This is a genomic window from Actinomadura sp. 3N508, from assembly GCF_044326375.1.
In the GTDB taxonomy this organism is placed as follows: Bacteria; Actinomycetota; Actinomycetes; order Streptosporangiales; family Streptosporangiaceae; genus Spirillospora.
The window spans coordinates 65,636-89,284 of record NZ_JBIRAX010000002.1 but is presented as its reverse complement, the minus strand read 5'-3'; the positions used below and the strand labels follow the sequence as shown (position 1 = coordinate 89,284).

Sequence of the window (23,649 nt, the reverse complement as noted above, 5' to 3'; positions counted from 1 at the left end):
TTTCTTTGGTGGTCCAGCCCCAACCCATTCCGGGCAGATGATTCTAGGCTTCGGTCCGATCGCCTGGAGACCGGTGTGAGCGGAGCGACATGGATCATCGTGCGGACACATACATCGACGGGACGTGGGTCGAGAACAACGGCGAGGACGTCATCGCCGTCATCGATCCCTCGACCGGGCAGTGCGTGGCCACGGTCCGCGAGTCGGCGACCGAGGACATGGACCGGGCCGTCGAGGCCGCCCGCCGGGCCCGTCCCGTCCTGCGCGAGATGGAGCCCGCGGACCGCGCCGCGCTGCTGGAGCGCGTCGCGGACCACCTGGAGACCCGGCTGGACGAGATCGCGGAGCTGATCTCCAGCGAGATGGGCATGCCGCGCAAGCATTGCGCCAACTACCAGGTGCGCACCGCCGTCGGAACGTTCCGGAACACCGCGCGGGCCGTCGCCGACGTCGACTTCGCCGCGCCGCTGGACGGCCCGGCGCCCTCCGGCGGCTCGACCGTGCTGCGCGAGCCGGTCGGGGTCGTCGCCGCGATGACCCCGTGGAACTTCCCGCTGCTGCAGACCGCCGCGAAGATCGGCCCGGCGCTCGCGGCGGGCTGCCCCGTCGTGCTGAAGCCGAGCGAGGTGGCGCCGCTCGATGCGTTCATCCTGGCTGAGGCGTTCCACGCGGCGGGCGCCCCGCCCGGGTCGTTCAACCTGCTGTTCGGCAACGGGCTGCACGTCGGCGAGTACCTGGCCCGCCACCCCGGCACCGCGATGGTGTCGTTGACCGGCTCGACCCGCGCGGGCCGCCGCGTCGCCGAGATCGCGGCCGGGTCGATCAAGCGGGTGACGCTGGAGCTCGGCGGCAAGTCCGCGGCGGTCGTGCTGCCGGACGGGGACCTGGCGGCGGCCGTCGACCGGGTGGTCCGGACCGTCCTGATCAACACCGGTCAGACGTGCACCGCGCTCAGCCGGCTGCTCGTGCCGTTCCAGTCGCTGCCGGAGGCGGAGCAGCTCGTGGCCGCGGCGATGGCGGGCTACCGGATCGGGCCGTCCGGCGACCCGGACGCCGACGTCGGCCCGCTGGCGAGCTGGAACCAGAAGCACCGGGTGACCGAGGCCACCGAGCGCGCCCTCGTCGACGGCGCCCGGACGATCTGGTCCTTCCCGGACGCCGAGCTGCCGCGCGACGGCTACTTCACCAGCCCCACCGCGTTCACGGTCAACGACCCGCGCATCGCACTCGCCCAGCAGGAGGTGTTCGGCCCGGTCCTCGCGGTGATCCCGTACGTGGACGAGGACGAGGCGGTGTCGATCGCCAACGGCACCCCGTACGGGCTGGCGGGCGCGGTCTGGTCGGCGGACGAGGAGCGCGCGCTGCGGTTCGCGGAGCGGATGGAGGCCGGCAGCATCGAGATCAACGGCGCGCCGTTCAACGGGCTCGCGCCGTTCGGCGGCTACAAGCAGTCCGGGTACGGGCGGGAGCTGGGCGCGTTCGGCATCACCCAGTTCACCGAGCTGAAGGCGATCCAGCGGCACACCGCGAGTGCGAGATGAGTGAGCGCACCGGCGGTGACCTGGTCGTCGAGGCGCTGCGGGCGCTCGGCGTGGAGACGCTGTTCGGCGTGGCGAGCGTCCACAACCTGCCGATCCTGGACGCCGTCCGGCGGCATGGCGGGATCACGGTCGTGAACGTCCGGCATGAGCAGGCGGCGGTGCACGCGGCCGACGGCTACGCACGCGTCACCGGCCGGCTCGGCGTGGCCCTCGCCTCGACCGGCCCGGGCACGGCGAACACGATGGGCGGTCTGTTCGAGGCGCAGTTCGCGGGGTCCCGCGTCCTGCTCATCACGGGCCAGGTGGAGAGCCGTTTCCTGGGCCGTTCCAAGGGCTATCTGCACGAGGCGGAGCAGCAGCTCGCCATGCTCCGCACGCTGACCCGCGAGGCATGGACGGTGCGCCGGGCCGAGGACATCGCCGAAACGGTCGTGGCGGCGGGCCGCGAGACGGGCCGCGGATGGCCGCGTCCGGCGGCCGTCGAGATCCCGGTCGACCTGCAGTACGCGCGGGTCCCGGCGTCGCCGCGGGTTGCGGAGGCGGCTGCGGTGCCGCGGGCCGCGCCACCCGGCGACAAGGTGCGCGCGGCGGCGGAGCTGCTCGCGGGCGCCCGCCGTCCGCTGATCTGGGCCGGTGGCGGTGTGCTCAGCGCGGGCGCCTGGCCCGAGCTGCGCCGCCTGGTCGAGCGCCTGGAGATCCCCGTCGTCACCTCGGTGCAGGGACGCGGCGCGCTGCCCGAAGACCACCCGCTGTGCCTCGGCGCCCTGGTCACGACGCCGCCACTGCGCGAGGTGGTCGAGGACGCCGACGTCGTCCTCGCCGTGGGCGCCCGCTTCCAGATGTACACCACCGACGCGTGGCGGCTGCGGCTCACCGGCGCGCTGATCCACGCCGACGCCGACACGAGCGTGTTCGGCCGCACCTACCCGCCCGCCGTCGCGCTGCACGGCGACGCCCGCGAGACGCTGCGCGCGCTCGGCGAGCACGTCGCCGCCACCGCCGCGACCGGGGAATGGGCAGGGACCGCCCGCAAGGCCGCTGCCGAGGCGCGCGAGAGCTCGCTGGAATCCCTCGGTCCGGATCATCGGGCGATCGTGGCGGCGATCCGCCGGTCGCTGCCGAGGGCGGGCGTGATCGTCCGGGACTCGACCGTCCCGGCGTACGCGTGGGGCGACCGGCTGCTGCCGGTCCTGGAGCCGCGCACGTCGCTGCACCCGGCCTCCGCCGCGATCGGCCCCGGCCTGCCGCTGGCGATCGGCGCCGCGATCGGCAGCGGCGAGCGCACCGTCGTCGTCCATGGCGACGGCGGCATCATGCTGTCGATCGGCGAGCTGTCGACGCTCGCGCAGGCGGGCGCGCCCGTCACGGTCTGCGTGTTCAACGACCGCGGGTACGGCGTGCTGCGCGACGTCCAGCACGCCACGTTCGACGGCGCCCGCAACGACGTCGACCTGCACACCCCCGACTTCGTGGCGCTCGCCGCCGCGATGGGCGTGCCCGGCGAGAAGGTGGCGGACGCCGCCGCCTTCGACCGCGCGTTCGCCCGCTCGGTCGAGCGCGGCACCGGGCCGTACCTGATCGAGATCGACATGGCGGCGCTGGCCCCGATGAAGCGCCGCGCCGGACGCCAGCAGCTGCTGGGCTGACCGGAACCCGTACGTCCGATGGTGAGAGGAGCCGTGCATGCTGACAGTCCAGAATGAATGGTACAGTTCACAACATGGCGATCAACCTCTCGTCCAGCTCCTACCTCGTGCTGGGGCTGATCGGCCTGCGCGGGCCCAGCTCGTCCTACCAGCTCAAACGGGCCGTCGAACGCTCGGTCGGGTACTTCTGGCCGTTCCCGCACAGCCAGCTGTACGTGGAGCCGCGGCGGCTGGCCGAGGCCGGGCTGCTGGAGGAGTCCGCCGAGACCGGGGGACGCCGCCGCCGCACGTACTCGCTCACGCCCGCGGGCCGCGAGGCGCTGCGCGAATGGCTCCGGGACCCCGCCACCGAGGTCTTCCAGGTCCGCAACGAGGCCGAGCTGAAGCTGTTCTTCAGCGAGCTCGGCGACGAGGGGACGGCGGAGCGGCTCGCCGAGGCGCAGGTCCGCTACCACCAGGGCCGGCTGGAGGAGTTCCAGAAGATGCTGGAACGCCTTGTCGACGTCCCGGATCTGGAGAAGCGGGTGGCGCCGCTCGTCCTGGGCGTCCGGATCGAAGAGGCGTGCCTGTCGTTCTGGCACGACGTCCGCGACTCGGGCGTGCGCGGCGCGCTGGCCCGCACACGCCTGCCGGGCGGGCACGAGGGGCCTCACCCGGACTGAGAACCGCACGGCGCCCGAAGCGGGCGAGAAGGGGACGCACATGGTGATCGCCGACATCGCCCACCGAGGACTGCGCTGCCGGGGGCCGCGCCAGGAGACGCTCCTGCGGATGCTGGAGAACACCCTCACGCACGCGGAACGTCCGGACGACCTCATCGTGTACGCGGGCCTGGCGAAGGCCGCCCGCGACCACGCCGCCCTGAAGCTCATGACCGAGGCGCTGCTGACGCTGGAGGAGCACGAGACGCTCGTCGTCCAGTCCGGCAAGCCGATCGGGGTGTTCCCGACCGGGACGCGGGCGCCGCTGGTCGTGATGGCCAACAGCAACCTGGTCGGCCGCTGGGCGACCAGCGAGCACTTCTACGAGCTGGAGCGGCGCGGCCTGATCGCCTGGGGCGGGTACACGGCGGGCGACTGGCAGTACATCGGGTCGCAGGGCATCGTCCAGGGGACGTACCAGACGCTCACCGCCGTGGCCGACGAGCATTTCGGCGGCGACCTCGCCGGACGCCTCGTCGTGACCGCCGGGCTCGGCGGCATGGGCGGCGCGCAGCCGCTCGCGACCGTCATGGCAGGCGGCGTCGCGCTCTGCGTCGAGGTCGACCCCGAAAGGATCGAAAAGCGGATCGCCAACGGCTACCTGGAACGCGCCACCGATTCGATCGACGAGGCGATGGCCTGGGCGCGGGAGGCGGCCGCGTCCCGGACGGCCGCGTCCATCGGGCTGCTCGGAAACGCCGCCGACGTGCTCCCCGAGCTGCGCGAACGCGGCCTGACGCCGGACGTCGTCACCGACCAGACGGCGGCGCACGACCTGATGTACGGGTACGTGCCGTCGGACATGACGCCCGCCGAGACCGCGGTCCTCCGCGAGAGCGACCCGGACGAGCTGACCCGCCGCGCCCGCGCCTCCATCGCGACGCACGTGGAGTGCATGCTCGCCTGGCAGGACGCGGGCGCCGTCGTGTTCGAGTACGGCAACAACCTGCGGGCGCAGGCGGCGGAGAACGGCGTCGACGCGTTCCGCATCCCGATCTTCATCGAGCGGTACATCAGGCCGCTGTTCTGCCGGGGCATCGGCCCGTTCCGGTGGGTGGCGACGTCCGGCGAGCAGGCCGACATCGACCTCATCGACACGATGGTGGTGCGGGAGTTCCCCGGGAACGCGCTCGTCCAGCGGTGGATCCCGACCGCGCGGAAGTACGTGCGGCAGGCCGGGCTGCCGTCCCGCATCTCGTGGCTCGCCCACGGCGAGCGGGCGAGGCTCGCGCTGCTGGTCAACGAGGCCGTGCGGAGCGGCGAGCTGCACGGCCCGGTCGCGTTCACCCGCGACCACCTCGACGCGGGCGGCGTCGCGCAGCCGCTGCGCGAGACGGAGAACATGCCGGACGGCTCCGACGCCGTGTCCGACTGGCCGCTGCTGAACGCGCTGCTCACGGCCGGTTCGGGCGCCGACCTCGTGGCGATCCACGCCGGCGGCGGCGGTTACGCGGGCTACATGCAGAGCGCCGGGGTCACGCTCGTCGCGGACGGCACCGCCGCCGCCGACGAGCGGATCACGGCGGCGCTCACCGCCGACACCGGCATCGGCATCATGCGGTACGCGGACGCCGGGTACGAGACGGCGGCCGACGCCGTCCGCGCGAGCGGCCTGCGATGGTTCGGGTGACGCACGTGCCGGTGATCGACCTCGAGAACGGCCCCGTCACCATCGCGGGCGCGCTCGACGTGGAGCGCACGCCCACCGGGCTGATCCCGCGGCGGCTGCCCGCCTGGACCCGCCCGCAGCTCACCGACCCGTACCTGCGGCTGATGGTGCCGAGGCCCGCCGGGGTGCGGCTCGTGTTCCGCACCGAGGCGGACAGCGTCGAGCTCGACGTCTTCGTCACCCGGTTCCGCAACGCCTACTTCCCGCTCTTCCCCGTCGCGTTCGACGCGGTCGTCAGCCGGTGCCGGGTGATCTCCGAGGAGGTGCGCGGCGGCGACGTCTGCGTCGTCCGCGCGGGTCAGGTGGTCGAGACCGAGCGGGGCAAGCCGGAGACGATCCGGTTCGAGGGGCTCGGCACGTCCTGGAAGGACGTCGAGATCTGGCTGCCCCAGGCCGCGATCGTGGAACTTCGGGAACTGCGCGCGGACGGCAGCGTCGCGCCCGGCGAGCTCCCCGGCCGCCGCTGGGTGCACTACGGCAGCTCGATCAGCCACTGCGCGGAGGCGGGGAGCCCGACCGTCGCCTGGCCGGCGTGGGTGGCCCGGCGGGCGGGGCTCGACCTGACGTCGCTGGCGTTCGCCGGGAACTGCCATCTCGACCCGTTCGCCGCCCGGACGATCCGGGACCTGCCCGCCGACGTCGTCACGCTCAAGATCGGCATCAACGTGCAGAACCTCGACTCGCTCAAGGAGCGGACCTTCGTCCCGGCGCTGCACGGGTTCCTCGACACGATCCGCGACGGGCATCCGCGGACGCCGCTGCTCGTGGTGTCGCCGATCAGCTGCCCCACCGCCGAGGACCGCGCCGGGCCGACCGTCCAGGACGAGACCGGCCGCTACCACGCGACGGGCGACCCGTCGTCCGGCCTGACCCTCGCCCGCATCCGGACGCTGATCGAGGAGATCGCCGGGACGCGCGCGGAACACGACCCGCACCTGCGCCACCTCGACGGGCGGGCGCTGTTCGGCCCGGACGACACCGGCGACCTCTACGACGGCCTCCACCCGAACGCGGCCGGATACCGCCGCATCGGCGAACGTTTCCACGCGCACGTGTTCGGCCCGTCCGGCCTGTGGCCGGGGCTGAGCGATGCCCCGGGGCCTGGGGGCCGCCCCCCGGAGACAGGCCCACGATGACGACCGAAGGGCGAACGGCATGGCAACGGTAGCGACGGACGATCACGCGGCCCGCGTGCTCGGCCTCATCGACCGGCACGAAGCGGAACTCGTCGCCTTCCTCCGCGATTTTCTCCGTATCCCGAGCGTCTGGGGCGACGGACCGGCGCTGACGGCCGCGGCGGAGCATCTCGCCGCCCCGCTCGCCGACGCGGGCCTCGCGGTCGAGCTTCCGGGCTCGGGCACGGACGGCATGCCGAACGTCCTGGCACGCGCATCCGGCGCGGGCGATCCGGGAGACGCGCTCATCTTCAACGGCCACATGGAGGTGTATCCGCCGTCGCGGTCGTGGCGGCGGGACCCGTTCGGCGGCGAGATCGACGACGGCCGCGTCTACGGCGTCGGCGTCGCCGACATGAAGGCCGGGACCGCGGCGATGACGATGGCGACGGCGATGCTGGCCAGGGCCGAGGTACCGTTGCCGCGCGACATCGTCGTCCTCGCCGTCCCCAACCATTTCGAGGGCGGGGAGGGCACCCGGCAGGCGCTCCGCGACGGGCTGCGCGGCGCGTACGCGATCAACTGCGAGCCGAGCGGCCTGCGTGTCCTGACCGGCCAGCGCGGCATCGCCTACGTCACCGTGACCGTGCGCGGCAGGGCCGCGCACACCACCGCGCTCGACATCGGCGTGAACGCCGTGGCGCGGGCCGCGGACATCGTCCGCGAGGTGCTCGCGATGCCGATCACCGGCGCGGACGGCGCGGTGCTCGACGACGTCAAGATCTGCAACGCGGCGCAGATCTCCGGAGGGGTGGCGCACAACCTCGTCCCGGAACGGTGCGAGATCACCTTCGACTTCCGGTTCCCCGCCGCGCAGACGCAGGACGACGTCCTGCGGGACGTTCGCGCCGCCGTGGAACGCGCCGTCGACCGCCTCGCCGAATTCCCGGTGGACGTCGAACTGGAGGCGACCTGCCTGAAGAACCCGCGCAGCTCGCTTCGGGTGCCGCCCGGCGAACCCCTCCTCGCCGACGTCGCCGCCGCGCACCGCCGCAGCACCGGTGCGGCCGCCGCCCACGATTCGCATCCCGCCTGGCCGGACACGCCGATCTTCTGGGAGTCGGGCATCAGGGCGGTCACCTACGGCCCCGGCTCGATGGACTGCTACTGGGACGACGAATGGGTGGCGGTCCAGGACTACCTCACCGCCGTCCGGACCTACGCCGTCGCGGCGCTGACGCTCGGCGGCACCGATGCCTGACCAGCCCGCGCCGGTCGAGGAGATCTGCTCCGACCTCATCAGGTTCGACACGACGAACCCGGGCGGAACCGAGCGGAAGGCCGCCGAGTACGTCGCGGCACTGCTGTCGGACATGGGCCTGGACCCCCAGGTCATCGAGGCGGAGCCGGAACGTACCAACGTCGTCGCCCGGGTCGCCGGAACCGACCCCGGCGCGCCCGCGCTCCTCATCCAGGGCCATCTCGACACCGTCCCCGCCGACGCCTCCGACTGGTCGCGGCACCCCCACAGCGGCGACATCGCGGAGGGCCACGTCTGGGGCCGCGGCGCCGTGGACATGAAGAACGCGGTCGCGATGACCCTCGCCGCGGTAGGCGGCACGCTCGCCGCGGGCCGCCGGCCGCGCCGCGACCTCGTGCTGGCGTTCCTCGCCGACGAGGAGACCGGCGGGCGGCTCGGCGCCGGGCATCTGGTGACCGAGCGTCCGGACCTGTTCGAGGGATGCGCGGCGGCGATCGGCGAGGTCGGCGGGTTCAACGTGCCCGTCTCGTCCGGCGGCCCGCCGCTGTTCGCCGTGTCGGTCGCCGACAAGGGGCTGCGCTGGTACGAGGTGCGGGAGGAAGGCGTCGCCGGGCACGGCAGCATGATCCCGCGCGACAACCCGATCCCGCGGCTCGCGGAGACGGCGCTGCGGCTGGTGTCGTCCGCGCGCCCGTACACGGTGATCGATCCGATGCGGGTGCTGGCCTCCGAGATCGCGGGACGTCCCGTCACCGACCCCGCCGACGTCGCGGACGTCCTGGCGACGCGGACCGGGCCGTTCGCCCCGATGTTCGGCGCCGGGATCCGCACCACCGTCAACGTGACGAGGATCGGGGCCGGTTACAAGGAGAACGTCATCCCCGGCGAGGCGTGGGCGCGGTTCGACTGCCGTTTCGTCCCAGGACACGAGGAGGAGATCGACGAGCACCTCGCGTCCCGCCTCGGCGACAGGACGAAGGTGTCACTGCTCCGGCGCAGCCCGTCCGTCCTGTCCGACCACGAGAGCGAATGGTTCGGCCTTCTCACCGAGGCGCTGCGCGGAGAAAGCCCCGGCTGCGCCGTCGCGCCGTTCGTGTTCAGCGGCGGCACGGACAACAAATGGTTCCGCACGCTCGGTATGGAAACGTACGGATTCACGCCGATACTCCTACCTTCCGGTTACGACTATCCGGCGATGTTCCATGGCGTGGACGAACGCTGCCCTGTGGACGCGCTCCGGTTCGGTGTACGAGTAATGGAAAGACTGATGTCACTGTGAGTGGAACGCGAGGGCCCAGGGTAGCCATCATCGGCTGCGGACTCGGCGGCATCGCCGCAGCGGTGAAGCTCAAGAAGAAGGGGCTCACCGACTTCACCGTCTTCGAGCAGTCGGATGGACCGGGCGGCACCTGGTGGGACAACCGGTATCCCGGCTGCGAGGTCGACATCGCGTCCCACGCCTATTCCTTCTCCTTCCTGACCTATGACTGGACACGCACCCACGCCGGGCAGGAGGAATTGCAGCGGTACACCGAGCACGTCCTCGATCGGTTCGATGTGCGGCGCCACTGCCGTTTCGGCGTCCGTGTCGAATCGGCGACCTGGGACGACGAAACGGCACGCTACGAGGTGCGCCTGGCGGACGGCACGGCCGAGCCGTTCGAGGTGGTGATCAGCTGCCTCGGCCTGCTCAGCCGCCCCCGCTACCCCGACTGGCCGGGCCTGGACCGCTTCGAGGGCCCGAAGTTCCACACCGCGCGCTGGGAGCACGAGCACGAACTGACCGGAAAGCGGGTCGCGGTCGTCGGGACGGGCTCCACCGCCAGCCAGGTCGTCCCCGCCATCGCCGGAAAGGCGGGGCAGTTGTACGTCTTCCAGCGGCAGCCGGGCTGGGTCCTGCCGAAGGACGAACGCGACTTCACCCCCCGCGAACGGGCCCTCTTCCGGAGGCTGCCCTTTGTTCAGAAGGTCCGGCGGCTGTTCATGTTCTGGAAATTCCGGATGCTGTTCAAGGGATACAATCCGCACGGGAGAACGCAGCGGAAGATTCTGCGGCTGTGCCACGAGTACCTTGAGAAAACGGTGGAGGACCCGAAGCTGCGCGCCCAGCTGACGCCCGACTATCCGTGGGCATGCAAGCGCCCGGTGTTGTCGACCGGTTTCTATCCGGCGCTGAACCGGCCGAACGTCGAACTCGTCCCGCACGCGGTCACCCGCGTGACGCCGAACGGAATCGTGGACGCCACGGGCGTAGAGCGCGACATCGACGTCCTCGTCATGGCCACCGGTTTCCAGACGACGAAGTTCCTTGCGTCGCTGGACGTGCGCGGCACCGGCGGCGTGTCCATTCACGACACGTGGAAGGACGACCCGAGGGCGTTCCTGGGCATCACCGTCCCCGGATACCCGAATTTCTTCATGCTGTACGGCCCGAACACCAACGGCGGGTTCTCCGTCATCGCGCAACTCGAACGGCAGGCCGAGGTCGCGGCGCGGACGGTCGCCACGATGCGGCGCAAGCGGTTCCGCGCCGTCGACACCCGCCCGTCGGCCACCGACCGGTGGGTCCGGTGGGTCGACGGCCAGATCCGCAAGAACACCTCGTCCAGCGATGGAAGCTGCACGAACTACTACCACGCCGAATCGGGCCGCAACGTCACGCAATGGCCGAAGCCGCACGGCGAGTACTACCTGCTCACCAAGGCGCTGCCCTTTCTAGGCTTCATCAAAGTGCGATGACCGGGGATCTGGATGCCGCCGCACAGTCTTGAGCCGCTCCGAGCCGCCGCCCCGGAATTCTTCGCCGCCTGCGTCGAACTGGCGAGCGTCCCCCACCGGCATTCCACCCTCGACGCCAAAACCCGCGAGCTGATCGCGCTCGCGGTCAACGCCGCCGTCACCCACCTCCACGAGCCCGGCATCCGCCGCCATGTGCGCGGGGCGCTCGACCACGGCGCGACCCGCGCGGAGATCATGGAGACGTTCCAGCTCGTGGCCGTCCTCGGCATCCACGCGGCGAGCACCGGCTTCCCGCTCCTGCGCGACCTGGCGCCCTCGTCCCGTCCAGACGACGGCACCGACCGCGAGGCCGCCAAGGCCGAATTCGTCCGACGCCGCGGCTACTGGGACGAGTCCTGGGAAGACGTCCTGCAGCGCGCACCCGCCTTCTTCAGCGCCTATCTGAACTTCTCCGCGATCCCCTGGGAGAGGGGCATTCTCGAACCGAAGGTCAAAGAGCTGATCTACATAGCAATAGACGCGTCGGCCACCCACCTGTTCACGGACGGTCTCAAGGTCCACATCGACAATGCCGTCAATCATGGCGCGACACCCGACGACATCGTCACCGTCCTGGAAATCGCCAGCACGATCGGCATCCAGACACTGGAAATCGGCCTCCCCATCCTCCAGGAAGAACTAGACCGCTCCGGCTAGCTGGTTCTTTCCCGGGCCGTTCACCACCACGACCCGAACGAGGCGAGGCGGACGCGGCGTCGGAAGAGGGCGCATCCGTGACGACGCCCTCCCGCGAAGGCTGTATATGGGCAGGAGCGCGTGCGGCGAGCACGCGCTCGGGCGATCGCGGGGACCGGTCGCCTGGGCGCGATGGTGGTGGCGCAGGCGGGTATGTGGCGGTGCCCGGCCGGCCCGGCAGGGCCGTTCGAGCAGCTGCGCCGCCGATCACGGGCGCGTCGTCGCGCTCGGCCTCCCCGGAGACCGCCACCACCGGGCTGCGGGTGGCCCGCCATGACACGGTGGGTTCTCGACGGCAAAGTTCGCGTGCACTCGTCGGTGACATCGGAATCCCACTGCCCATCCGCCCCACGGGCCATGACGCACCTCGGCAGGGCGGCGATACAGTGGAAGCGGCGATCGGTGCAAGGAAACGGGGTCCGTCTTGGTGATGAACCCGGCTCTGAGCCGGGCTTCCAACCGGCGGAGGTACGGCAATGTCCAAGTTCATGGACGTTCACCACGGGATGAACGGCATATCTGGCGACCAGTTGAGGGAAGCTCACGAGGCCGATCTGGCCCTCCAGGCTGAGGAAGGCGTCTCCTTCGAGCGGGCCTGGGCGGACCCGGAGTCCGGCACGGTCTTCTGCCTCTCGGAGGCTCCCGACGCCGCCGCCGTGCAGCGCGTCCACGAGCGTGCAGGCCACCGCGCCGACGAGATCCACCCCATCCCGCTGAGCGTCTGACGGCCCGTCCAAGCAGAATCGTGTGGCTCGCCTGGGGCGAGCATGCCGAGGTCAGGCGGCATTCGGCCACCGCCAGCCGCCGATCTCTCCGCCCCTGGGCCGCCCAGGACGGCGATCCACCGAGCCCTCGGGGACCAGGCCTGGCGGTCAGGCTGATGGCGGTCGGCTTCGCCGATGGTGAGCTACCGTCAACGGCGGCCAGCCAAATCGCGCACATTCGACGCTCTGTCTTGAAGCCAGCCGGAGCGGCGGCGTAGGCGACGCGGCACCCGCCGGGCGAGATCACCGGCTGCGACGGCACGGCGCCGTCCGCCACCGGTTCCGCGGTCAGCTCCGGCGCGTCTTCACTCGTGCACCGCGCTCTTAGAGGTTGCCTGCCGCTGGCAGCGCGGGCCGGTGGATCCAGGCGGCAAGGTCCGCGGGCGCGCATTCGGCGACTCGGGCGGCGTACCGGGGAAGCTCCTCCTCGCTGAGGACCTGCCGCCACTGGCCTGTTGATCCGCTGTGGAAGAACTGGCTGTGGTCGTGATAGAAGCCGTCGTGGCTGGCTTCGGGCGCGAGCTCGCCGGCCCGGCCCTTCATGACCGCGAACGTGGCGGCCTGGACCAGGTCCGGCCAGGCCGTCTCGGTGATGGCGATCCCGAGGCGGGCTGCTATGTAGCGCATCTGCCCTTCGAGGTCATCAAGGAGGTCCTCGTAGCGCAGCAGCACGATGTTCGGCTGGTCGCGGACCTGCCAGAACGTGTCTAGATGGTGAAGCATGATCTCCAGGTCGGACACGGCCTTCCCTGGCGCGGCCGGATTGACCCAGGACCAGAAGCGCTCGCGCGCCGTCCCGCTCGGCAGGGACGGAGCTGCGGCCAGCAACTCGTCAAGGACCACGGCGCCCACGGCATCCTCCCGCAATGCGAGGGACACGGCCCGGTCGGTGTTGCCGGCGTGGCTGTCCAAGGACACGGCCACATCCCGGGGGTCCCGGCTTGCGCAGAGGTAGGTGACCCGGTCGTCGAAGGGCAATCCGTCGAGGGGCGTATGGGTCTTGATGAACCGCCGGTGCGCCTGTGCCTCGAGGTCGGCCAGCACTCCGGTGAGCGGGCGCAGCAGGACGTCCAGCCACGGCGAGATCTGGTCGAGCGGCCGGTCGAATGTCGCGGTCTTGAAGATCTCCAGGGCGCAGATCATCTGCAGCCAGGTCGTGCCGCACTTCGCCGGGGTGCTGATCACGATGTCGCCGGGACGGAACACGAACCCGTCCCAGCGGGCCGAGTCCGTAAAGGAGGTCTGGTAGCGAACGCGTTCCCCCAAGCCCATGCGGGGAGAATGGCGGCAACCAGATCGGGCCGTCAACCGAGTCGTGGGTTGCCCCGACTTCCGTGGTGGGAGCTAGCCAGGAGGACCTGGTCCCCCTTGGCCCGAGGCTGCGCTGTCGTCCTCGGTAGGCCCAGTCTGGCGCCGTCCATGATGGTCGATGCGTCCAGTGCAGACCCACCGTGCCCTTGTGAGAAGAGTGAGGAGTGCCGGTGGTGTGTACCGGCGATGCGGCTGCGAGGATCTGGCATGGTGCGGACGGTCTCGAAGGTGTCCCACAACCACAACACCCGATACAACAGGCTCTCGATCATCCGCCGCCGCTCCGACCCGGTGCTGTTCCTGCTGGGCACACGCTGTTCAGGCGCGTGGTCTTCGGCCGCCTCTCGCGGGGACGAATGATCGCCGTCGCGGCGATCCTGGTCTTGGCGGTGCTTGCCGTAGCCGACGTGCGAGCCTGGGCGGACGGCGCTACGGCCGGAAGCGGGCAATGCGAGTGATGAGCTGGTCGCGCTCCCGGGTGGGGAGGAACGCGGCCTCGGCGGCCCGGATGTTGTAGTCGCGGAGCTCGTGGAAGCCGGCGTCCAGTTCGGTGTTGAGCAGTGTCGTCTCCTGGCTCAGGCTCGTCCGGCTCATGAGCCGGTTGTCGGTGTTGATCGTCGTCTTGATCCCGCAGCGGGTCATCTTGGCGATCGGATGGTCGCGCACCGTCTCGACACCGCCGGTGTGCGCGTTGGACGACGGGCAGCACTCGACCGTGACGCCCAGGTCGGCCACCAGCTTCGCGACGGTTCCGTCGGCGGGTTCGGCACCCTCGGTCAGCTCCCGTCCCAGCGTGACACCGTGTCCGATGCGTCTGGCGTGCAGGAGCTCGATCGCCTGCCGGATCGATTCGGTGCCGTCCGCCTCGCCCGCGTGGATCGTCGCGGGCACGCCGGCCTGGAAGGCGCGTTCGAACTGCTCGGCGTGGGCCGCGGCCGGGTGGCCCAGTTCCGGGCCGACGAGGTCGACGGCGACGATCAGGTCCTGCTCCCATGCGGCGATGGCGGCGTCCATCGTGTCGTCGTTGATCGGCAGGTCTCGCTCCACGCAGGCGATGAGGCGGACGTCGATGTCGCCGCCGCCGGCCCGGACGGCGGCGACCCCGGCCCGTAGGCCGTCCGCCGCGGCGCGGAGCGCGCCCAGCATTGTGAGGCCGGCCGCGATGTGCATCTGCGGTGCGAAGCGGACCTCCGCGTAGATCACGCCGTCGGCGGCGAGATCCTCCACGGCTTCGTAGGCGACGCGTTCCACGGTGGCGACGCTCTGCATGAAGCCGTAGGTGTAGCGGAATCCGTTGAGGTAGGACGCCAGGCTCCCGGAGTTCGCGTTGTCGGCGAACCACTGGGCGAGGAGGCGAGGCCCGCTGACCGGCAGCGGCACACCGGCCTCGGCCGCGAGGTCGAGGACGGTCTCCGGCCGTAGCCCGCCATCCAGATGATCATGGAGCAGCACCTTCGGCAGGGCCTTGATCCGGTCGGGCGGCAGGGGCGCCGATGTGGGCCGGCCGCCCGGTGACTGTGATCGCATCGCCGGATCATCGCAGGACAACCACTTAACAGACAAGTGCTTGCCACTTGCCAGTTATCTGTGTAGCGTGCGGCCACCGGTCGCCGCGATCGGGTCGGCAAAGACGAGCGCGGACGCCGTACAAGATCTGAGGAGGGCTCATGCCCAGACTTCGAACGGCGGGAGCGGTGGCGGTCGCCATGCTCATCGCCGTGGTCCTCGCCGGATGCGGCGGTTCCGGCGGCTCTGCCGCGACGTCCGGCGAGGGGTCCGCCTCGGGCGGCAAGAAGCGGTCGGCGGTCAAGCTCGGGGTGGTGTACGACATCGGCGGCCGCGGAGACAAGTCGTACAACGACGGCGTCGGCGCGGGCATCGACTCGCTGAAGCGAGAGCTCGGCATCCAGGCGAAGGAACTCAGCCCCAACGCCGGCGGAACCGACCGCCAGGAGCTGCTCCGGCTGCTCGCGGAATCCGGCTACAACCCGATCATCTGCGTCGGCTTCCTCTTCCAGGATCCGGTCAAGAAGCTCGCCCCGGCCTACCCGAAGACGCGGTTCGCCGTCATAGACGACGACGCCGTGAAGGCACCGAACGTGACCGGGCTCGTCTTCAGCGAGGAGCAGGCGTCCTATCTCGTCGGTGCCGCCGCCGCCCTGAAGAGCAAGACCGGCCACATCGGATTCGTGGCCGGGGTGCAGACGCCGCCGCAGCAGAAGTTCCAGGCGGGGTACGAGGCCGGCGCCCGCAAGATCAACCCGCGGATCAAGGTCGACGTCAAGTACCTGACGCAGCCCCCGGACTTCACCGGATTCTCCTCGCCGGACAAGGCGAAAGAGGCCGCCAAGGGCATGTACGACGGCGGCGCGGACGTCGTGTACCACGCCAGCGGCGCGTCGGGGCGCGGGGTCTTCCAGGCCGCGGTCGCCGCGGACAAGTGGGCCATCGGCGTCGACAGCGATCAGTACCACACCGTGGATGCCGCACAGAGATCCCATGTGCTCTCCAGCGCCGTGAAGAGCCTGGACGTGGCCGTGTCCACGTTCGTGAAGGACTACGCGAACGGACGGCCGCAGTCGGGCAGCGTCCGGTTCGGCCTGGCGGAGAACGGGGTCGGCTATTCGACCTCCGGTGGATTCATCGATGACATCGAACCCCGGCTGGAAGCGCTCAGGAAACAGATCATCGCAGGCCAGATTACGGTGCCGACCACGCCATGAACAGTGAGGCAGCCGCGGTGCTGCAGGCCGCGAACATCAGCAGGCGGTATCCCGGCGTGCTGGCCAACGACGAGGTGTCCCTGACCGTACGACCCCGCGAGATCCACGCGATCGTCGGAGAGAACGGCGCCGGGAAGTCCACGCTGATGAAGATCCTCTACGGCGAGGAGCGTCCTGACCGGGGGACCCTGAGCATGGCCGGCCGGCAAGTGCGGTTCACCACCCCCCGCGCCGCGATCGCCGCAGGCATCGGCCTGGTCCATCAGCACTTCATGCTCGCCGACAACCTGCTGGTCTGGGAGAACGTGGTCCTCGGCGCCGAAACCCGGCGCCGGGGACTGCTGGACCGGGCGTCCGCGCGCGCCTGGATCACCCGGATCGGCGATTCCCACGGGCTCTCGGTGGACCCCGATCGCGCCGTGGGCGACCTCGGGGTCGGCGAGCGGCAGCGCGTGGAGATCATCAAGGTGCTCTACCGGGACGCCAAGGTGATCATTCTCGATGAGCCGACCGCCGTCCTGGTGCCGGACGAGGTGGACCGGCTGCTCGACAGCCTGCGGAGCCTCCGCGAGCGCGGGATATCCGTGCTGTTCATCTCCCACAAGCTGGACGAGGTGCTGGCCGCCGCGGACCGGATCACCGTCATGCGCGCCGGGCGGGTGGTCGGCACCGTCGATCGCGCGGACGCGACGAAGACCCTCCTCGCCGAAATGATGGTCGGTGGGCGGCTGCCCGCCGTTCCGGCGCGCGGCACCGTACCCCGGGACACGGTCGGACTGCGGCTGCGTGACCTCACCGTCGCGGCGGACGGCCGGTCGCCGGTCGAGAAGGCGTCGCTGACCGTGCACGCGGGGGAGATCGTGGGGCTGGCCGGTGTCGAGGGCAACGGGCAGAACGAGGTGCTCGACGCCGTACTCGGCCTCCTGCCGGTGCGGGCGGGCACCATCCGCCTGGGCGAGCGCGACATCACGATGCTCGGTGTCGTCGAACGGCGCCGGCTCGGGCTGGCGTCCATCGCGGCGGACCGCCAACGGCACGGAATGCTGCTGGGCGCGGCGCTGTGGGAGAACCTGCTGCTCGGCAATGAGCGGCTGCGAGCCACGTTCAAGCCCTGGCGCATCGATCGGCGGGCCGTCCAGCACGCCACCGAGGCGGTCCTGCGCACCTTTGGGGTGAAGGCCCCCGGCCCGGCCACGCCCGCCTATGCCCTGTCGGGAGGGAACCAGCAGAAGTTCGTTTTCGGCCGCGAGATGTCGACGCACCCGAAGGTCCTGCTGGCCGCCCACCCCACCCGTGGCGTCGACGTCGGGGCCCAGGCGCAACTGTGGCGGCACCTGCGGGACGCCCGAGACCAAGGGCTGGCCGTTCTGCTGGTGTCAGCGGATCTGGAGGAGCTCATCGCCCTCTCCGACACCATCTACGTCGCGTTCTCGGGTCGCATCAGCGATCCGATCCCGGCGGACCGGCTCACACCTCGCCGGCTCGGCTCGCTGATGACGGCCGGTCACGTCTCCCGGAACGGCGACGGGAACGGCGACGGCGACCGCGACGGCGACGGCGACCGTGACGGCGACGGGGGCCGGCGGTGAGCGGCGTGGTCCGGCGCGTCGCGTTGAGCGCCGCCGCCCCCGTGTCGGCGGCGCTGCTGGCGACGGCCATCGCCGCGCTGGTGCTCGGCCTGTCGGGGCATCCGCCGTTGCGCACCTTCGCCCTGATGATCGACTACGCGCGGACCCCCGAGTCGATCGTCTCCGCGCTCAACCGCGCCGTGCCGTACTTCCTCGCCGGGCTCGCCGTCGCCGTCGGGTTCCGCATGAAGCTGTTCAACATCGGCGTCGAAGGGCAGTACCAGCTCGGCGCGCTGTCCGGCGCGGCGCTGGGCGCCGTCGTCCACCCGCCGGGCATGCTGCACATCGCCTTCATCGTGCTGATCGCCGCGGCGGTCGGCGCGGCCTGGGCGGGCCTGGCCGGATGGCTCAAGGTCGCCCGCGGCGTCAACGAGGTCATCTCCACCCTCATGCTCAACTACATCGCGATCGCCATCGCCGCGTACCTGCTGGCCAACCACCTCGCGTCCACGGCGGGCGCGAGCGCCGGCACCGCGACCCGGCCCCTGCCCGCGAGCGCACGAATGCCGTCCCTGAACTCGCTCGCCGAGGCGTTCGGAATGTCTCTGCCGCCGACCGTCGCGCTCTGGGGCTTCCTGCTCATCGCGCTCGTCATCGGCGCCGGGGTGCACTACCTGCTGACGAGGACGTGGTACGGCTACCAGCTGCGCGCCACCGGCCTCAACGCACCGGCCGCCGAGGCCAACGGCATCGATCCGCGCCGCATGATCGTCATCACCATGCTGCTGTCGGGCGGCCTCGCGGGCCTGGCCGGCCTGCCGTATCTGCTCGGCCAGTCCCACAGCTACGGGCTCGACTTCCCGGCCGGCATCGGCTTCACCGGCATCGCCGTCGCCCTGCTCGGCCGGAACCGGCCCGCCGGCATCGCGGCGGCGGCGCTGCTGTTCGGCCTCCTGGAACGCAGCGCGCAGATCCTCGACCTGGACGGCATCCCCAAGGAGATCGCGACCATCATGCAGGGAGTCATCGTGCTGTCAGTGGTGATCGCGTACGAGGTCGTCAGGAGGAGCACCGCGCGGCAGACCGCGCGGCTGGTCCGTGCCCGGTCGGCGGACTCCGCGCGCCCGGCCGAGCGGGCGGCGGCGCTGTGACGGCCCTCGCCCGGCGCGGCGCCACGGCGTGGTTCCGCGTCGTCCCGATGCCGCGCATGCTCGGCCTGGCGGCGATCGGCCTGTTCATCGTCGCCACCGCCCACCAGATGGCCGGGGTGCCGGCCATGACCGGTTCGGGGCTGGTCGGAGCCGCGCTGCGGCTGGCCGTGCCGATCGGGCTCGCCGCCCTGGGCGCGCTGTGGAGCGAGCGCGCCGGTGTCGCCAACCTCGGCCTGGAGGGCATGATGATCCTCGGCACGTGGAGCGCCGCCTGGGTCGGCGCGGCCCACGGCGTATGGCCGGGGGTCGTCGCCGGAGCCATCGGCGGCGCGCTCGGCGGTCTCCTGCACGCCGTCGCCACGGTCACCTTCGGTGTCGACCAGGTGATATCCGGCGTCGCGATCAACCTCCTGGCACCCGGCCTCGTCCGCTACCTGTCGACGATCAACTGGTCGGGCCTGCCGCAGGCCGGGTCGACCCAGTCTCCACCGGTGCGGGGCGAGATCGGCGCCTTCACCGTGCCCGTGCTGGCGGGCGGCCGCGTCGGCGGATGGGACAGCCCCGACCTGCTCGGTGCGGTCGAACGCGGCGACCTGTTCATGCTGTCCGAAGTGGCCGGCCTGCTGCGCGGTGTCGTGGCCGACGTCTCCTGGTTCACCCTGCTCGCGGTCGTTCTGTTCGCCGGGACCTGGCTGGTGCTGTGGCGCACGCCGTTCGGGCTCCGGTTGCGGTTCATCGGCGAGAACCCGGCCGCGGCCGACAGCCTGGGCGTCGCCGTCTACCGCATCAAATATGTCGCGGTCGTCATCTCCGGCGCGCTCGCGGGTCTCGGGGGCGCCTTCCTGGTGACGGTGGCCAGCGGCCTCTACCGGGAAGGGCAGACCGCCGGCCGGGGCTACATCGGGCTGGCCGCCATGATCTTCGGCAACTGGCGGGTGGGCGGCACCGCCACCGGGTCCCTGCTCTTCGGGTACACCGACGCGCTCCAACTTCGGGAGTCCGGCGCGGTGCGCGGCCTCATCCTCCTCACCGGACTGGCGCTCCTGGTGCTGGGCGGCGGTCTGCTGCTACGCGGGCGGTACCGGGCATCCCTGTCCTCGCTCGGCGTGGGGGTCGCCGGGATCGTCCTGTTCGGCCTCGTCCACCGGGTACCGCCCCAGCTGGTGTACGCGACGCCGTACGCGGTCACCCTCGTCGTGCTGGTGGTCTCCGCGCGTCGGCTCAAGATGCCCGCGGCCGACGGGCTCCCTTACCGCCGAAGGGAGATCGACCGATGACGGCGGCGACCGGGGGGCGGCTGGCGGGCTACCTGTCGACGTGGACGGCCGCGCCGGGAGAACTCGTCGGCGTCCACGCCGCGCTGCTCGCGGACCGGCCGGCCGCCGTCCCCGCCTCGGTGCCGTTCACCGTCGAACCGATCGCGCTGGACGGGGGTGATCGCCCGGCGGGGGCCGAGGTACGTCAGCGCACGCGGACGCTCACCGATGCCGTGCTGCCCACGGGCTCGTTCATGAAGACCGGCGTCTGGGGCCACATCGGCGACGACATCAGCCTGCTGATGTGGCTGCGAACGGAGAACGCCGTACCCGGTCGCCGGCAGACCTTGGCCGAGCTGGTCGAACACCCCGGCCCGCCGGGCGCGGCGCCGCTCGGTCACACCCGCTGGAGCCTGGACGGCCGGGGCGTCGTCGTCATCGACGTCGCCGGGCATGCCACCGAAACCGGGATCCGGCTCGACGCCGGCACCTGGTATCTGCTGACCCTCGTCCGTACCGCCGGCGGAGCGGATCTGCTGCTCACCGACGACCAGGGCAGCACCCGGCGGGCAGGGGCCGCCGGACCGGAGCGTCCGGCCGGAGCTGTTTCCCGCTGGCAGGTCACCATAGGCGCGCGTGCGGCGGCGGGCGCCGCGCCGTCGGACACGTTCAACGGCCGGATCGAGGACCTCGTCATCCTCGGCCGGGAACTCGGGCGGGAGGAGGCCGAACGGTACGCCCGCGGCGAACCCGGACCGGCCGCGCTCCTCGCCGGGGACGCGGCGACCATCGCCGGGTGGAACTTCGCCGACATCACCGCCGGGCCCGCCGCGGAGAGCGCCGGTGATCCCGGCGTTACGCACGGGAACGCACGGGCGGCCGCGGCGGGGCCGCGCCTCTTCATCGTCAACCATCCGGCCGATGGGCTGTGCGGCCACGGTGGCGGCGCAGGCCGCGCGCTCCACCTGAGCTCCGACGACCTCGACGACGCCGGCTGGCCGGTCGTCGCCCGGGTACGGATCGGCGCGCGGCAACGCAGCGGAGTTCTCGGCGTACGCGTCGCGACCGCTCATGATCGCCTCGACCTGCCGCTCATCGTCAGCCCGTCACCCGAACGACCAGCGTCACCCGAACGACCAGCGTCACCCGGACGACCAGCGTCACCCGGACGACCAGCGTCACCCGGACGACCAGCGTCGCCCGGACCACGAGCGGCGGCCGGCTCCGGCGGCGACCGCCGACCGGCCAGGGCGCTGCTGCTCCTCCCCACTTTCACCTACCTGGCCTACGCCAACCACCGTCAACGCTCCGAGCGGTCCTTCTTCGGCGACTACCGGACCGTCAGCGACCACCCTGTCGTCCTGGACGACGACAACACCTACCTGAACACCAGCGAACGGCTGGGCGCCTCTCTCTACGACAGACGGGCCGACGGCACGGCCGCCGTCTACAGTTCACGGCTGCGGCCGATCCTCAGCATCGATCCCGACTACCGCTGGTGGCTGACCGGGGCCCACCGCCACTACCCGGCCGATCTGCGGTTCCTGCGCTGGCTGCGGCGCACCGGCCACCAGGTCGACGTCACCTCCGACGAGCACCTGCACGACCAGGGCGCCGAACTGCTGTCGGGCTACCGCGTCCTCATCACCGGCGGCCATCCCGAGTACGTCAGCGAGGAGATGCACGACGCGGTCACCGCCTTCACCCGGACCGGCGGCCGGCTGATGTACCTCGGTGGCAACGGCTTCTACTGGATCGCGTCGCGCGCGGCGGACGCGCCGCACCGGATCGAGGTCCGGCGCCGCGGCGACGGCGGCTGGTGGAGCGTCCCGGAGGAGGAGGCGACCATGGTCGCGAACGGTCGGCCGGGTGGTCTCTGGTCGCTGCGCGGCCGGCCACCCCACCACCTTCTCGGGGTCGCCTTCTCCGCGCAGGGCTGGCCGCGCGCGAGCGGCTACCGGAGGCTGCCCGCGTCCTACGGCACGGCCGCCGCCTTCGTCTTCGCCGGCGTTCCCGACGAGGTCGTCGGCGAGTTCGGCCACGCGCTGCACGGCGCGGCGGGCGACGAGATCGACGGCTTCCGCCCCGACCCGCGGCATCCGGACACGCTCCTGCTCGCCACGTCGGCGGGCCGTCACCCACCGTTCTTCCTGGAAGCCGCCGACGCCGCGAACACCGACGCCGCGAACACCGGTGCCCCGGACGCCGTACGAGCGGACATGACTCTGCGCACCCTGCCCGGCGGCGGGGCGGTGTTCTCCGTCGGATCCATCACCTGGAACGCCAGCATCACGTGGGACCACGGCCGCAACAACGTGGCCGCCATCACGGAGAACGTGCTGGAGCAGTTCCTCCACGGACCCTGACCGCGCTCCGTCCCCCTCCGCATGTCACCGGAAGGACAGATATGACCCTGGTCTACCTCGACCATGACGGCGGCCTCGACGATCTCGCCGCACTGCAACTCCTGCTGAGCTACCAGCACGTCACCCTGGTCGGCGTCGCCGTCACCCCCGCGGACTGCCTGCTCGAACCCGCGCTCTCCGTCACCGCGAAGATGCTGCGCCTCGCCGGGCGGGACGACGTCCGCGCCGCACCCGGGATCCTGGAAGGACGGAACCCCTTTCCCATGGCCTGGCGGGTCGACAGCCTCCGCGTCGACCACCTTCCGATTCTCAACTCGGCACGCCGCCCGTCCCCGGGCCACCCATCGGAACCCGACCCGGCACGCCGCCCGTCCGCCGCCAACATGCCGCTTCCCGCCCACAAGGACCTCGCCCGGAAGGTGCTGGCCGCTCCGGAACCGGTGACCGTCGTCTGCACGGGCCCGCTGAGCAACCTCGCCCGCAGCCTGGACGAGCATCCGGACATCGAGGAGAAGATCCGCGAAGTCGTGATCATGGGTGGCGCACTAGACGTCGACGGCAACGTCGACCGACCGGGCCACGACGGCGACGCGGAATGGAATCTCTTCTGGGACCCCGACGCCGCCCGCCGGGTCTGGCAAAGCTCCCTGCCGCTGACGCTCTACCCGCTGGACGCCACCAACCACGTACCGGTGACGAGCGAACTCGTCGGCGACCTGACCCGTGCGGCAAGCCCGGGCGGCGCCGCGACGATCGTAGCGACCCTGTGGGCGATGACCTTCGGCACCTGGGAATGCACGGGGCAGCCCTACTACTGCTGGGACTCGCTGACCGCCTCGCATCTCGGCGACGCCGGCATCTGCCGCTTCGAGACGGTGGAGACCGCGATCGTCACCAGCGGCCCGAGCCAGGGCCGCGTCGTCAGGGGCGGCGACCGCGCGGTCAACGTCGCCGTCTCCGCCGACCCTGACGCGTTCGCGCGGCACGTGATCGCGACCCTGACCGGCAGCGACGCGCATCCCGCCGCGGTCGAACAGGCATCCGCCGGCTAGCCCGGCGGCACCACCACCGGCGGCACCACGCCCCCATGTCCCGACAAACGA

18 protein-coding genes are annotated in these 23,649 nt (G+C 71.4%); 16 read left to right on the top strand and 2 right to left on the bottom strand.

Going from position 1 to position 23,649, the window contains the following annotated elements; genetic code table 11:
* Window positions 1–89: 89 nt before the first annotated feature.
* The 10 genes from ACH34S_RS06735 to ACH34S_RS06690 all read left to right on the top strand — a co-directional run bounded on the left by ACH34S_RS06735 (window position 90) and on the right by ACH34S_RS06690 (window position 12,132).
* Window positions 90–1,541: an aldehyde dehydrogenase family protein gene (locus ACH34S_RS06735; protein WP_395951533.1), complete on the top strand. Its 1,452-nt coding sequence runs from the start codon at window positions 90–92 to the stop codon at window positions 1,539–1,541.
* The gene (locus tag ACH34S_RS06730) at window positions 1,538–3,187 is read left to right on the top strand and encodes a thiamine pyrophosphate-binding protein (RefSeq protein WP_395951532.1); all 1,650 of its coding nucleotides are present in this window, start codon (window positions 1,538–1,540) and stop codon (window positions 3,185–3,187) included. The genes ACH34S_RS06735 and ACH34S_RS06730 overlap by 4 nt, the downstream gene beginning before the upstream one ends.
* 74 nt (window positions 3,188–3,261) lie before the next feature.
* Window positions 3,262–3,849 carry a PadR family transcriptional regulator gene (locus ACH34S_RS06725; RefSeq protein ID WP_395951530.1) on the top strand — a complete coding sequence of 196 codons (588 nt, stop codon included), beginning with the start codon at window positions 3,262–3,264 and terminating at the stop codon, window positions 3,847–3,849.
* A gap of 40 nt (window positions 3,850–3,889) precedes the next feature.
* Window positions 3,890–5,518, top strand: a complete 1,629-nt coding sequence (locus tag ACH34S_RS06720; protein ID WP_395951529.1) for a urocanate hydratase — start codon at window positions 3,890–3,892, stop codon at window positions 5,516–5,518.
* Window positions 5,515–6,693: a GDSL-type esterase/lipase family protein gene (locus tag ACH34S_RS06715; RefSeq protein WP_395951528.1), complete on the top strand. Its 1,179-nt coding sequence runs from the start codon at window positions 5,515–5,517 to the stop codon at window positions 6,691–6,693. The genes ACH34S_RS06720 and ACH34S_RS06715 overlap by 4 nt, the downstream gene beginning before the upstream one ends.
* A 19-nt stretch (window positions 6,694–6,712) precedes the next feature.
* On the top strand, window positions 6,713–7,933 hold the full coding sequence (locus tag ACH34S_RS06710; protein ID WP_395951527.1) for a M20 family metallopeptidase: 1,221 nt from the start codon (window positions 6,713–6,715) through the stop codon (window positions 7,931–7,933).
* Complete coding sequence (locus ACH34S_RS06705; protein WP_395951526.1) at window positions 7,926–9,212, top strand: M20/M25/M40 family metallo-hydrolase; 1,287 nt, start codon at window positions 7,926–7,928, stop codon at window positions 9,210–9,212. The genes ACH34S_RS06710 and ACH34S_RS06705 overlap by 8 nt, the downstream gene beginning before the upstream one ends.
* Window positions 9,209–10,672 carry a flavin-containing monooxygenase gene (locus tag ACH34S_RS06700; protein WP_395951525.1) on the top strand — a complete coding sequence of 488 codons (1,464 nt, stop codon included), beginning with the start codon at window positions 9,209–9,211 and terminating at the stop codon, window positions 10,670–10,672. The genes ACH34S_RS06705 and ACH34S_RS06700 overlap by 4 nt, the downstream gene beginning before the upstream one ends.
* A 12-nt stretch (window positions 10,673–10,684) precedes the next feature.
* On the top strand, window positions 10,685–11,368 hold the full coding sequence (locus tag ACH34S_RS06695; RefSeq protein WP_395951524.1) for a carboxymuconolactone decarboxylase family protein: 684 nt from the start codon (window positions 10,685–10,687) through the stop codon (window positions 11,366–11,368).
* Window positions 11,369–11,883: 515 nt separating this feature from the next.
* The gene (locus ACH34S_RS06690; protein WP_395951523.1) at window positions 11,884–12,132 is read left to right on the top strand and encodes an SCO4226 family nickel-binding protein; all 249 of its coding nucleotides are present in this window, start codon (window positions 11,884–11,886) and stop codon (window positions 12,130–12,132) included.
* A gap of 363 nt (window positions 12,133–12,495) precedes the next feature.
* Here the strand turns inward: ACH34S_RS06690 and ACH34S_RS06685 are convergent, their stop codons facing one another.
* Together ACH34S_RS06685 and add are read right to left on the bottom strand one after the other, a co-directional pair.
* On the bottom strand, window positions 12,496–13,443 hold the full coding sequence (locus tag ACH34S_RS06685) for a sulfotransferase domain-containing protein (RefSeq protein WP_395951522.1): 948 nt from the start codon (window positions 13,441–13,443) through the stop codon (window positions 12,496–12,498).
* A 468-nt stretch (window positions 13,444–13,911) separates the two neighbouring features.
* Window positions 13,912–15,009, bottom strand: coding sequence for an adenosine deaminase (gene add / locus ACH34S_RS06680; protein ID WP_395951521.1), 1,098 nt, complete (start codon window positions 15,007–15,009; stop codon window positions 13,912–13,914).
* 140 nt (window positions 15,010–15,149) lie between these two features.
* On the opposite strand from add, the gene ACH34S_RS06675 reads away from it, so the two are divergent.
* From ACH34S_RS06675 to ACH34S_RS06650, 6 genes are read left to right on the top strand one after another with little or no spacing between them, the layout of a single operon-like run.
* Window positions 15,150–16,205: a BMP family protein gene (locus ACH34S_RS06675; RefSeq protein ID WP_395951520.1), complete on the top strand. Its 1,056-nt coding sequence runs from the start codon at window positions 15,150–15,152 to the stop codon at window positions 16,203–16,205.
* Window positions 16,202–17,794 carry an ABC transporter ATP-binding protein gene (locus ACH34S_RS06670; protein ID WP_395951519.1) on the top strand — a complete coding sequence of 531 codons (1,593 nt, stop codon included), beginning with the start codon at window positions 16,202–16,204 and terminating at the stop codon, window positions 17,792–17,794. Before ACH34S_RS06675 ends, ACH34S_RS06670 begins: the two co-directional genes overlap by 4 nt.
* Window positions 17,791–18,924 carry an ABC transporter permease gene (locus ACH34S_RS06665; RefSeq protein ID WP_395951518.1) on the top strand — a complete coding sequence of 378 codons (1,134 nt, stop codon included), beginning with the start codon at window positions 17,791–17,793 and terminating at the stop codon, window positions 18,922–18,924. The genes ACH34S_RS06670 and ACH34S_RS06665 overlap by 4 nt, the downstream gene beginning before the upstream one ends.
* Window positions 18,921–20,201, top strand: a complete 1,281-nt coding sequence (locus tag ACH34S_RS06660; protein ID WP_395951517.1) for an ABC transporter permease — start codon at window positions 18,921–18,923, stop codon at window positions 20,199–20,201. Before ACH34S_RS06665 ends, ACH34S_RS06660 begins: the two co-directional genes overlap by 4 nt.
* Complete coding sequence (locus ACH34S_RS06655) at window positions 20,198–22,546, top strand: N,N-dimethylformamidase beta subunit family domain-containing protein (RefSeq protein WP_395951516.1); 2,349 nt, start codon at window positions 20,198–20,200, stop codon at window positions 22,544–22,546. Before ACH34S_RS06660 ends, ACH34S_RS06655 begins: the two co-directional genes overlap by 4 nt.
* 41 nt (window positions 22,547–22,587) lie before the next feature.
* Entirely contained in the window at window positions 22,588–23,598 is a 1,011-nt protein-coding gene (locus ACH34S_RS06650) for a nucleoside hydrolase (RefSeq protein WP_395951515.1), read from the top strand.
* The last annotated feature ends 51 nt before the right edge of the window (window positions 23,599–23,649 follow it).

What these genes read in the sequence shown, in the direction of transcription:
- ACH34S_RS06735 (WP_395951533.1), top strand. Translation starts at nt 90, where the DNA reads ATGGATCATCGTGCGGACACATACATCGACGGGACGTGGGTCGAGAAC.
- ACH34S_RS06730 (WP_395951532.1), top strand. Translation starts at nt 1,538, where the DNA reads ATGAGTGAGCGCACCGGCGGTGACCTGGTCGTCGAGGCGCTGCGGGCG.
- ACH34S_RS06725 (WP_395951530.1), top strand. Translation starts at nt 3,262, where the DNA reads ATGGCGATCAACCTCTCGTCCAGCTCCTACCTCGTGCTGGGGCTGATC.
- ACH34S_RS06720 (WP_395951529.1), top strand. Translation starts at nt 3,890, where the DNA reads ATGGTGATCGCCGACATCGCCCACCGAGGACTGCGCTGCCGGGGGCCG.
- ACH34S_RS06710 (WP_395951527.1), top strand. Translation starts at nt 6,713, where the DNA reads ATGGCAACGGTAGCGACGGACGATCACGCGGCCCGCGTGCTCGGCCTC.
- ACH34S_RS06705 (WP_395951526.1), top strand. Translation starts at nt 7,926, where the DNA reads ATGCCTGACCAGCCCGCGCCGGTCGAGGAGATCTGCTCCGACCTCATC.
- ACH34S_RS06695 (WP_395951524.1), top strand. Translation starts at nt 10,685, where the DNA reads ATGCCGCCGCACAGTCTTGAGCCGCTCCGAGCCGCCGCCCCGGAATTC.
- ACH34S_RS06690 (WP_395951523.1), top strand. Translation starts at nt 11,884, where the DNA reads ATGTCCAAGTTCATGGACGTTCACCACGGGATGAACGGCATATCTGGC.
- ACH34S_RS06685 (WP_395951522.1), bottom strand. Translation starts at nt 13,443, where the DNA reads ATGGGCTTGGGGGAACGCGTTCGCTACCAGACCTCCTTTACGGACTCG.
- add (WP_395951521.1), bottom strand. Translation starts at nt 15,009, where the DNA reads ATGCGATCACAGTCACCGGGCGGCCGGCCCACATCGGCGCCCCTGCCG.
- ACH34S_RS06675 (WP_395951520.1), top strand. Translation starts at nt 15,150, where the DNA reads ATGCCCAGACTTCGAACGGCGGGAGCGGTGGCGGTCGCCATGCTCATC.
- ACH34S_RS06670 (WP_395951519.1), top strand. Translation starts at nt 16,202, where the DNA reads ATGAACAGTGAGGCAGCCGCGGTGCTGCAGGCCGCGAACATCAGCAGG.
- ACH34S_RS06655 (WP_395951516.1), top strand. Translation starts at nt 20,198, where the DNA reads ATGACGGCGGCGACCGGGGGGCGGCTGGCGGGCTACCTGTCGACGTGG.
- ACH34S_RS06650 (WP_395951515.1), top strand. Translation starts at nt 22,588, where the DNA reads ATGACCCTGGTCTACCTCGACCATGACGGCGGCCTCGACGATCTCGCC.